Below are 10,696 nucleotides of genomic sequence, written 5' to 3'. Positions count from 1 at the left end.
TCGATCCGATTTCCCCGGATGAGCTGGCCGGGTTGGCCATGGAGAACGAGGTGGACAGCCGCCTGGTGAGCCATCAGGAAGGTCGCTGGCAGGTTGGCCACGGCCCGTTCGAAAGCTTCGACCATCTGGGCGAGAACAACTGGTCATTGCTGGTGCAGGCCGTTGATCACTGGCATCAGCCTTCCAGTGCCCTGATGCAACCGTTCCGTAAGCTGCCGGACTGGCGCATGGACGATCTGATGATTTCGTTCTCGGTACCGGGCGGCGGCGTTGGCCCACATCTCGATCAATACGACGTGTTCATCATCCAGGGTACTGGCCGCCGCCGTTGGCGCGTGGGCGAAAAAGTGCCGATGAAGCAGCACTGCCCGCACCCTGACCTGTTACAGGTAGAGCCGTTTGACGCCATCATTGACGAAGAGATGGAGCCTGGCGATATTCTGTATATCCCACCAGGATTCCCGCATGAAGGCTACTCGCTGGAAAATTCGCTCAACTATTCCGTCGGTTTCCGCGCACCGAATGGCCGCGAGATGGTGAGTGGTTATGCCGACTACGTGCTGGCCCGCGAATTGGGCAGCAAGCGTTATACCGATCCGGATATCGTGCTACGCGATCACCCGGCGAGGGTTCTCCCCCATGAGGTTGATGCGCTGCGTGGGATGATCCTGGAGCTGGTGCAGCAACCGGAGCACTTCCAGAACTGGTTTGGCGAGTTTATTTCACAGTCGCGCCACGAGCTGGACATCGCGCCGCCAGAGCCGCCTTATCAGGCCGGTGAAATCTATGAGCTGCTGCAACAGGGTGAGCCATTACAACGTTTGGGTGGGTTACGCGTGCTGCGCGTTGGCGACCAATGCTTTGTCAATGGTGAGCTAATCGACACCGAGCATCTGCAAGCCGCCGATGCGCTGTGCCAGCACGCCAGCGTTGATGCCGCCTTGCTGGGAGACGCGGTGGACGATCCGTCGTTCCTGGCCTTGCTGACGGCGTTGATTAACAGCGGTTACTGGTATTTTAACGACTAATCATAGTGAGTGAGGGGCCGCCCCTCACTCATTCTGTTAACGCAAAAAACTACCGTTTAGCGCGCTTGGCGCTCAGAGTGGCAATGCGCATAATTACCGCCACCGCCTGCTCCATCCCTTCCAGCGTAATAAACTCATGCTTGCCATGGAAGTTATAGCCGCCGGTAAACAGGTTTGGACAAGGCAGCCCCTTGAAGGACAGCTGTGCGCCATCGGTGCCACCGCGGATCGGCTTCATCACCGGCTCAATATCGCAGTCCCGCATCGCCTGCTGGGCCAGCTCGATCACATGAGGATGTTCGGCCACCTGCTCACGCATGTTGTAGTAATTATCCTCGATCGCCACTTCAATATAGCAATCCCGTGGTAACCCACGGCCAACCTTCTGCGCGACTTCGATCATCTTGCGCTTACGCGCTTCGAAACCTTCACGTTCAAAATCCCGCAAAATATAGTGCATCTCGGCGCGTTCGACGTTCCCCTTGATGCTGTTGAGATGGTAAAAGCCCTGATACCCCTCGGTGTGCTCCGGTGTTTCCTCGGCCGGTAGCTCCTGTTGGAACCGGGTTGCCAGCGACAGTGCGTTCACCATCACCCCTTTGGCACTGCCTGGGTGTACGTTATTACCGACGATTTTTACCGTCACCGCCGCCGCATTGAAGTTTTCACACTCCAGTTCGCCTACTCCACCACCATCAACGGTGTAAGCCCACTCGGCATCAAACGCGGCAACGTCAAAGAAATGCGCTCCCTTGCCCACTTCTTCATCCGGCGTAAACGCCACGCGGATATCGCCGTGAGGAATTTTTTGCTGCTTTAACCGCACCATCGCGGTCAGGATCTCGGCAATCCCGGCTTTATCATCGGCCCCCAACAGCGTTTTACCGTCGGTGGTGATCAGCGTTTGCCCCAGCATCTGGTGCAAGATCGGGAACATCACTGGCGATAACACCTCATCACCGATCCCTAAGGCAATGTCACCGCCGCGATAGTGTTCCACTACCTGCGGTGTCACATGCTTACCCGAAAAATCGGGTGAGGTATCAAGGTGAGAAATAAAGCCAATGGCCGGTACTGGCCAGCTCACATTGCCAGGCAGCGTACCCATCACGCAACCATGTTCGCTAAGCGATACCCGTTCAAACCCCAGCCCAATCATTTCCTGTTGCAACGCACGCGCCAGCTTCAGTTGCCCTTCGGTACTCGGCACATGTTTGACGTTCGCTTTAGCCTGTGTGTCAAATGAGACGTAGTTAAAAAAGCGATCTAGTAGTTTATCCATGGTTCCGCCCTCAGAATTTCGCGTTTCATTATGCGGAACCGATCCGGATCAAATATTGAGTCAGGTCATTAATAATCAGATTTAACGCAAATCATTAAAGCAAGTGATGATTTAATGGGGTGACTACCAAGGCTAATTTCGGCCAATCGGCATGACTTATGGGCGTTTTGGCTTTCAATTACCCGATTCAGCGTCTATCATGCGCGCTCTTTAATTTTTGATCGGCGCCGCTGGCTTTGAGCTTCAGTACCTGACGGGTCACTCCCGTAAGCTCGCGCAGTCTTTTCCAGCGGCGGTTCTATCTGCACCACCGTACGGGATAGAGACACTAAAATGACTGAACAATCCTCTCTGGTTACACTGAACGCCCTGAGTAAAAGCTTTGACGGCAAAGAGATCATCAGCGATCTCAACCTTGAGATTAACGATGGTGAATTCCTGACCCTGCTTGGCCCTTCCGGCTGCGGGAAAACTACCGTGCTGCGATTGATTGCCGGGTTGGAAAATGCCGACCACGGGCAGATCGTGCTCGACGGGCAAGATATCACCGCCATTCCGGCCGAGCATCGGCACGTTAATACCGTGTTTCAAAGCTATGCCCTGTTCCCCCACATGACCGTGTTTGAAAATGTCGCCTTTGGCCTGCGCATGCAGAAAATCCCAGAAGCGGAGCTAACGCCGCGCGTGGAGGAAGCCCTGCGCATGGTGCAATTGGACAAGTTCGCTCAGCGCCGCCCGCATCAGCTGTCTGGTGGGCAACAGCAACGGGTCGCGATTGCCCGGGCGGTGGTGAATAAACCTAAACTGTTACTGCTCGACGAGTCGCTTTCGGCACTGGACTACAAGCTGCGCAAGCAGATGCAGAACGAGTTGAAGGCGCTACAGCGCCAATTGGGCATCACCTTTGTGTTCGTCACGCACGATCAGGAAGAGGCGCTGACCATGTCCGATCGGATTGTGGTGATGCGCGATGGGCGAATCGAACAGGACGGTACTCCACGGGAAATCTACGAAGAACCCAAGAACCTGTTTGTCGCCAGCTTTATAGGTGAGATCAATATCTTTGATGCGGTGGTACTTCATCGCATCGACCCACAGCGGGTGCGCGCCCGTGTGGAAGGCCGTGAGTGTGATATCTACGCCGATCTGGCGGTCGAGCCTGGGCAATCCCTGAAGGTTCTGCTACGCCCGGAAGATTTGCGCGTCGAAGAGGTGAACGACAGCGAGCAGATAGATGGCCTGATCGGCTACGTGCGCGAACGCAACTATAAAGGCATGACGCTAGAGTCGGTAGTTGAACTGGAAAACGGTAAGATGGTGATGGTCAGCGAGTTTTTCAATGAAGACGATCCTGACTTTGACCACTCGTTAAACCAGAAGATGGCGATAACCTGGGTTGCAAGCTGGGAGGTAGTGCTGGCCGATGAAGAAATCGCGTAATTTGCTGCAAAACCTGGTGATCAGCGGCACCGTAGGCTGGCTGGTGCTGTTTGTTTTTCTGCCGAACCTGATGATCATTGGCACCAGCTTCCTGACCCGTGACGACGCCAATCTGGTGCAGATGGTGTTCACTCTGGATAATTACACCCGGCTGTTTGATCCCCTGTATGGCCAGGTGATGCTGCACTCGCTGAACATGGCGGCGATCGCCACCTTGTGCTGCCTGCTGCTGGGTTATCCCTTCGCCTTTATTCTGGCCCGCCTGCCGCAAAGGGTGCGACCGCTGTTACTGTTCCTGCTGATTGTGCCCTTCTGGACCAACTCGCTGATCCGTATCTATGGCCTGAAACTGTTTCTCAGCACCCGCGGCTATCTGAACGAATTCCTGCTGTGGGCCGGGATCATCGATACGCCGTTACGCATTATGTATACCTCTGGTGCAGTGGTGCTGGGGCTGGTCTACATCTTGCTGCCGTTTATGGTGATGCCGCTCTACTCCAGCCTGGAAAAGCTGGATAATCCTGCCTGGAAGCGGCCCGCGATCTCGGGGCCAGCAAGCTGCAGACCTTTATCCGCATCATCATTCCACTGACCATGCCAGGCATTATCGCCGGTTGCCTGTTGGTGCTGCTGCCTGCCATGGGGCTGTTCTATGTGGCCGACCTGATGGGCGGAGCCAAAAACCTGCTGATCGGTAACGTCATCAAGAGCCAGTTCCTGAATATCCGTGACTGGCCGTTTGGTGCGGCCACCAGCATTTGCCTGACGCTGGTGATGGGGCTGATGCTGTGGATCTATTACCGGGCCGCCAAGCTGCTGAACAAAAAGGGGGAGCTGGAATGATCGGACGCCTGTTGCGCGGTGGCTTTATGAGCCTGATTTACGCCTATCTCTATATTCCCATCGTGATCCTGATCGTTAATTCGTTCAACACCTCACGCTTTGGCATCAACTGGCGGGGCTTTACTACCCACTGGTACAGCATGTTGATGAACAACGACAGCCTGTTGCAGGCTGCCGGGCATTCACTGACCATGGCGGTGCTGTCCGCCAGCTTTGCGACCATGATTGGCTCATTGGCGGCGGTGGCATTATATCGCTACCGTTTTCGCGGTAAACCCTTCGTCGGCGGTATGCTGTTTGTGGTGATGATGTCGCCGGATATCGTCATGGCCATCTCGCTGCTGGTGCTGTTTATGCTGCTGGGGGTCTCATTGGGCTTCTGGTCGCTGTTATTTTCGCATATCACCTTCTGCCTGCCCTTTGTGGTGGTCACCGTCTATGCACGCCTGAAGGGCTTTGACGTCAAGATGCTGGAGGCCGCACGCGATCTGGGTGCCAGCGAAATGGTGATCCTGCGCAAAATCATCCTGCCGTTGGCGATGCCTGCCGTCGCCGCCAGTTGGCTGCTAAGCTTCACGCTGTCGATGGATGATGTCGTGGTTTCTTCATTCGTGACCGGGCCAAGCTACGAGATTTTGCCACTGAAGATCTATTCGATGGTCAAGGTTGGCGTCTCTCCTGAGGTCAACGCCTTGGCAACCATTCTGCTGGTGTTATCGCTTGCGCTGGTGCTGACCAGCCAACTGCTGTTGCGCGATCGGCAAAAACACTGATTTGCCAACGGGATAAGCGTCTTTACCCCACTGGGTACGCCACTTATAATGGCCGCTCTCTGGGGTATGGCGCATCACGCTATACTGTAAAAACACGCACTGCTATAGGATCCGCACCATGAAAAAGTGGTCACATCTGCTCGCAGCCGGGATGATGGCACTGAGCCTTGGCTCGGCAAACGCCGCGGACGACGGCAAAACGCTCTATTTCTACAACTGGACCGAGTATGTCCCGCCGGGGCTGCTGGAACAGTTCACCAAAGAAACCGGTATCAAGGTGATTTACTCCACCTATGAATCCAATGAAAGCATGTACGCCAAGCTGAAAACCTACCGGGACGGCGCGTACGATCTGGTCGTCCCTTCCACCTATTTCATCGCCAAGATGAGCAAGGAAGGGATGCTGCAAAAGATCGACAAAAGCAAACTCAGCCACTTTAACGATCTCGATCCCAACCTGTTGCACAAGCCGTTCGATCCCAACAACGATTACTCCATTCCCTATATCTGGGGCGCAACCGCCATTGGCGTCAATACGGATGCCATCGATGCCAACACCGTAACCGCCTGGGCCGACCTGTGGAAACCGGAATACAAAGGCCGCGTGCTGCTTACCGATGATGCACGCGAAGTGTTCCAGGTCGCGCTGCGCAAGCTGGGTTATTCGGGCAATACCACCGATCCTAAACAAATCGAGGCTGCCTATAACGAGCTGAAGAAGCTGATGCCAAACGTGCTGGCGTTCAACTCCGATAATCCGGGTAATCCGTATATGGAAGGTGAAGTCGATCTGGGCATGGTGTGGAACGGTTCGGCCTATGTCGCGCGCCAGGCCGGTACCCCACTGGAGATCGTCTGGCCGAAAGAAGGCGGGATCTTCTGGATGGATAGCCTGGCCATTCCGGCTAACGCCAAGAACGTCGAGGGAGCGTTGAAGCTGATCGACTTCCTGCTACGCCCAGAGATCGCGGTGCAGGTGGCGGAAACCATCGGTTACCCTACCCCCAACCTGGCCGCGAGAAAGCTGTTGCCGAAAGAGATCGCCAACGACAAATCGCTGTATCCAGATAATGCGGTGATTGAGAACGGTGAGTGGCAAAACGATGTGGGTGACGCCAGTACGCTGTATGAGACCTACTTCCAGCAGCTAAAAGCTGGGCGCTGATCCCCCTCACCCCAACCCTCTCCCACAGGGAGAGGGAGCTGATAGTCCCTGCTCATTTGCTAGCAAGGAGATAATCTCAGCAAACTCGATCGCTCACTCATCCAAAGTGCGTCACCGAATTTTCAAACCCACTCGTTCGGTCCTCGGTCCCCTTTGGGAGCTTTCCAGAGCGTATAATTAGCCCGTGCAACTGCGGAAAGTAGGGAATAAGAACAAGAAAGACAACGTATTACGCAAAGCAATCAACGAACTCGATCGGTCCCCTCTCCCTGTGGGAGAGGGTTAGGGTGAGGGGCAACACTAAAGCTACCAATCTGCCCCAACTTCCTGCTACGGCTTATCCGCCCGCTCGACCTTGCCCATCAGGAATTTGTGCACAAAGCGTGGCACCACTTCGCTGGCCGGGCCGTAATGCTTCTCTTCGAACTGGCTTTCCACCAGGCTCGGCTCCAGGTTCAGTTCCATGGTATAAGCCCCGCCCAACCGCGCCTCGTGAACAAAACCTGCCGCCGGGTAAACATTGCCAGAGGTGCCAATCGCGATAAAGAAATCGGCCGTGGCCAACGCGGCGTAAATCTCATCCATCCCCAACGGCATTTCACCAAACCACACCACGTGGGGCCGCAGAGGCGCAGGGAACTGGCAGCAGTGGCAACGTTCATCCACGCTCAGATCGCCCAACCATTCCACCACCTGCCCAGAACTGGTGCAGCGCACTTTCAGCAGTTCACCGTGCATATGCAGCACCTGCTTGCTACCGGCCCGTTCGTGCAGGTTGTCGATATTCTGTGTGACCAGCAGGAAGTTCTCCTCCCCCAGCCACTCTTCCAAATCGGCCAGCGCACGGTGGGCCGCGTTAGGGGCGATATCTGACTGCTGCAGCTGACGACGGCGCGCATTATAAAACTCCTGCACCAAAGCAGGATCGCGCTGATAACCGTCCAGGGTGGCGACATCTTCCACCTTGTGCTCTTCCCACAGCCCATCGGCAGCGCGGAATGTACGGATGCCGGACTCGGCAGAGATCCCGGCCCCCGTCAGCACCACGACAAACGGCTTTTTCAGCTCTGCCGCCGCCATGGTATCGCGTTGGAATATCCGCGAGCGAAAACGCTGATGCCGCACATGCTTACTCTTGCGAAACTGACACAACCGATGGCGAGTGTGCATGAACTCTCCTTATTTATGACTTTCCACCAAATTGAGGAACGCTGCCCCACGAACACCGCCAGCATCGCCATAGCGTGCCTTCTCGATGCGTGGCAGTTTGGCTACCCGTAACAAATGGGCGGGCAAACGCTGGGGCAACGCCTGATAAATTGCGGCAAAATTCGATAAGCCGCCGCCAATCACCACCAGGTGGGGGTCGATGATGGTCAGCAGGTTGCCCAGGCAAATGGCCAGGACATCCAGAAAACGTTCTACGTGTGCTATGGCCAGTGGTTCACCGGCCTGATAATGCGCAATGATTTGCTGCGCTGGCAACCGTTGTTGATAAAAATGCGCGTACATCCACTCAAATCCGCGGCCCGAGATGTAATTCTCAATGCAACCGTCATGGCCACAGCCACAGGCAACGCGAGGAATATCACGCCCGAGCACCTCCAGCGCATCCACCGGCAAGCGGAAGTGGCCAAACTCTCCAGTGATAAAGTTACGCCCAGAGACCACTTTACCATTAACGATCAAACCACCACCCACTCCGGTGCCCAGGATGATGCCCAGCACCGTCGGGTAATGGCGAAACTCTTCGTCCCAAGCTTCCGAAAGCGTGAAGCAGTTGGCGTCGTTATCGACCTTGACCTCACGGCCAATCAGCGCGCTCAGATCGCGCGGCAACGGCTGCCCCATCGCGGCCGGGACGTTGGCGGTAAACAAGGTACCATCTTCGTTTGGCAACCCGGGAATGCCGATGCCCACCCGACCTGGCGTACCACAAACGGCATAGGCCTCATGGGTGAGATCGCGTAATACCGCCAGCAGTTGCCGGTAGTCGTCACGCGGCGTTGGCACCCGCTTTTGCCAGATACGTTGCAGATTGGCGTCGAACACCCCAAGTTCAATCTTGGTGCCGCCCATGTCGAAACCGTAGTACATATCTCGCCCTCAGGGTAAAAAAATGGGGCCCGCTACTGGCCCCAGGTTTTTATTACTGCCCACTCAATACGCGGGCCGGATCGATGCGGCTGGCACGTCTGGCCGGATACCAACTGGCCAGCAGGCTAAGCACGATTGCCGTAGCCAGTACGATCGCCACATCGAGCCAGTGCAGCTCAGACGGCAGGAAATCGATAAAGTAGATGTCGCCAGACAGGAAAGAGTGGCCCATCAGCTTTTCGATGCCCTTGATGATATTGGTCAACTGTAGCGAGGCGATCACGCCAACCACTACGCCGCTAAGGCTACCCACCAGCCCGGCCAGCAGGCCATACCAGACAAAGATGGCGCGGATAAAGCCGTCTTTGGCCCCCAGCGTACGCAGCACGGCAATGTCGCCGCTCTTGTCCTTCACCGCCATCACCAGAGTGGAAACGATGTTGAAACAGGCCACGCCGATCACCAGCACCATCGCCAGATACATGATGGCGCGGATCATCTGAATGTCGCGATACATAAAGCCATAGGTGCCAATCCAACTCTTGATATAGACGGTGGCATCGGCGACTTGCCCGGCGTCACGCACCAGCTTGTTGGCGGCGAACACGTCGTTGACCTTGATGGCAATGCCTGTGACACTGTCACTCATATCCAGATAGTGCTGGGCATCCGCCAACGGCACCATAGCCAGGCTGTGATCGAGCTGGCCGCTAAGTTGCAAAATGCCGGTAACATGCAGGCGAATACGCTTCGGCTGCAACAGTTTCATCTCAGGATCGCTATTGGGGATCATCACCGTAACGTAAGAACCCTGCTTCACGCCCAGCGCTTCGGCCACGCCCTTACCCAGGATCACCTGCTGTTCACCGCTTTTAAAATTGGCCCAGGTATCACCCTGTACATATTTTGGCAACGCGCTAAGCTGGCTCTCCTGCGCAGGATCGACCCCTTTTACCTGCACGGCGCGTAGCTGAGCACCATTTTCCATCAGCCCGGTAAAGTTGATATAGGGCGCCGCAGCCAAAATACCCGGTACCTTTTCGACCCGTTGCAAGATCTCTGGCCAGCCGGTGAACGGTTGCTTGACCGGTTCGATCTCGCCGTGCGGCACCACCGCCAGAATACGGTTCTGCAGTTCACGTTCGAAGCCGTTCATTGCGCTCAACCCGACGATCAGCACCGCCACGCCCAGCGCGATACCGATGGTGGAGATCACCGAGATCAACGAAACCATGCCGCCGCGCCGCCGGCCACGGCTAAAACGCAGCGCCATCAGCAATGAAAGTGGCGAAGCGCTCATTACTCGGCCCCCATCAGGGTCAGTTGCGCCTGTAGATGGCCGTCTGCCATTTCCAACTGGCGGCTCAGGCGTTTAGCGAGTTGCAGATCGTGGGTGACCACCAAAAATGCGGTGCCCTGGCGTACGTTCAATTCGCCCAGCAAATCGAAGATGCTGTCTGCGGTGCGCTTATCCAGGTTGCCGGTAGGCTCATCCGCCAACACCAACGAAGGGTTATTCACCAACGCACGGGCAATCGCCACGCGCTGACGTTCACCACCGGAAAGCTCGGACGGGCGATGTTTGCTACGTTTTTCCAAGCCCACAGCCGCCAGCATCTCCAGCGCCTTTTCCTTCGCCAGCGCCGGTTTCATGCCGCCAATCAGCAGCGGCATCGCGGCGTTCTCCAGCGCGGTGAAGTCTGGCAACAGATGATGGAACTGATAGATAAAGCCGAGCTGGCGGTTGCGCAGTTCAGCTTTGGCAGTGGAAGAAAGCTTGTTCAACGACTGCCCTTTGTAGATCACCTCGCCCGAGGTAGGCGAATCCAGCCCCCCCAGCAGGTGCAGCAAAGTACTTTTACCGGAACCCGAGCTGCCGACGATCGCCATCATCTCGCCCGGTTGCATGGCAAAACTGACATTGCGCAGCACGTCGGTATGCAGGTTGCCTTCCTGATAGGTTTTACACAGGCGCTCACACTGCAATAAAGGATGGTTACTCATAACGTAAAGCCTCAGCGGGTTGTACGGCGGCAGCGCGCCATGAAGGGTAAAGCGTGGATAACAG

At 55.9% G+C, this 10,696-nt stretch carries 9 protein-coding genes and 1 pseudogene; 5 read left to right on the top strand and 5 right to left on the bottom strand.

Translation table 11 applies throughout. From position 1 onward, the window contains the following. Positions 1 to 1,028 (top strand): JmjC domain-containing protein (locus tag ACLQ7H_RS21225; RefSeq protein ID WP_411754369.1); only part of this gene is annotated, 1,028 nt, incomplete at its 5' end. Positions 1,029 to 1,077: 49 nt separating this feature from the next. Here ACLQ7H_RS21225 and pepT read toward each other — a convergent pair. Further along, on the bottom strand, positions 1,078 to 2,310 hold the full coding sequence (pepT, locus tag ACLQ7H_RS21220; RefSeq protein WP_411754368.1) for a peptidase T: 1,233 nt from the start codon (positions 2,308 to 2,310) through the stop codon (positions 1,078 to 1,080). Between the two features lie 333 nt (positions 2,311 to 2,643). On the opposite strand from pepT, the gene potA reads away from it, so the two are divergent. The 4 genes and pseudogenes from potA to potD all read left to right on the top strand — a co-directional run bounded on the left by potA (position 2,644) and on the right by potD (position 6,531). Next, positions 2,644 to 3,750 carry a spermidine/putrescine ABC transporter ATP-binding protein PotA gene (gene potA, locus ACLQ7H_RS21215; protein ID WP_411754367.1) on the top strand — a complete coding sequence of 369 codons (1,107 nt, stop codon included), beginning with the start codon at positions 2,644 to 2,646 and terminating at the stop codon, positions 3,748 to 3,750. Further along, positions 3,734 to 4,593: pseudogene (gene potB / locus ACLQ7H_RS21210) on the top strand (spermidine/putrescine ABC transporter permease PotB). Before potA ends, potB begins: the two are co-directional and overlap by 17 nt. Then, complete coding sequence (potC, locus tag ACLQ7H_RS21205) at positions 4,590 to 5,366, top strand: spermidine/putrescine ABC transporter permease PotC (RefSeq protein WP_021804693.1); 777 nt, start codon at positions 4,590 to 4,592, stop codon at positions 5,364 to 5,366. Before potB ends, potC begins: the two are co-directional and overlap by 4 nt. A gap of 118 nt (positions 5,367 to 5,484) precedes the next feature. Next, complete coding sequence (potD, locus tag ACLQ7H_RS21200) at positions 5,485 to 6,531, top strand: spermidine/putrescine ABC transporter substrate-binding protein PotD (RefSeq protein ID WP_411754366.1); 1,047 nt, start codon at positions 5,485 to 5,487, stop codon at positions 6,529 to 6,531. Positions 6,532 to 6,861: 330 nt separating this feature from the next. Here potD and cobB read toward each other — a convergent pair whose 3' ends face one another. The 4 genes from cobB to lolD are packed head-to-tail and all read right to left on the bottom strand — an operon-like array spanning position 6,862 to position 10,632. Then, on the bottom strand, positions 6,862 to 7,701 hold the full coding sequence (gene cobB, locus ACLQ7H_RS21195; protein WP_411754365.1) for a Sir2 family NAD+-dependent deacetylase: 840 nt from the start codon (positions 7,699 to 7,701) through the stop codon (positions 6,862 to 6,864). A gap of 9 nt (positions 7,702 to 7,710) precedes the next feature. Next, positions 7,711 to 8,628 (bottom strand): N-acetylglucosamine kinase, encoded by a 918-nt coding sequence (gene nagK / locus ACLQ7H_RS21190; RefSeq protein ID WP_411754364.1) that lies wholly within the window; start codon positions 8,626 to 8,628, stop codon positions 7,711 to 7,713. 52 nt (positions 8,629 to 8,680) lie between these two features. Further along, entirely contained in the window at positions 8,681 to 9,928 is a 1,248-nt protein-coding gene (gene lolE / locus ACLQ7H_RS21185) for a lipoprotein-releasing ABC transporter permease subunit LolE (protein ID WP_411754363.1), read from the bottom strand. Continuing rightward, positions 9,928 to 10,632, bottom strand: coding sequence for a lipoprotein-releasing ABC transporter ATP-binding protein LolD (gene lolD / locus ACLQ7H_RS21180; RefSeq protein ID WP_024485237.1), 705 nt, complete (start codon positions 10,630 to 10,632; stop codon positions 9,928 to 9,930). Before lolD ends, lolE begins: the two co-directional genes overlap by 1 nt. Positions 10,633 to 10,696 lie beyond the last annotated feature (64 nt).

The organism is Serratia sp. (in: enterobacteria) (genome assembly GCF_046715635.1).
GTDB lineage: Bacteria > Pseudomonadota > Gammaproteobacteria > Enterobacterales > Enterobacteriaceae > Chania.
This window is presented reverse-complemented; position numbering and strand designations above follow the sequence as displayed.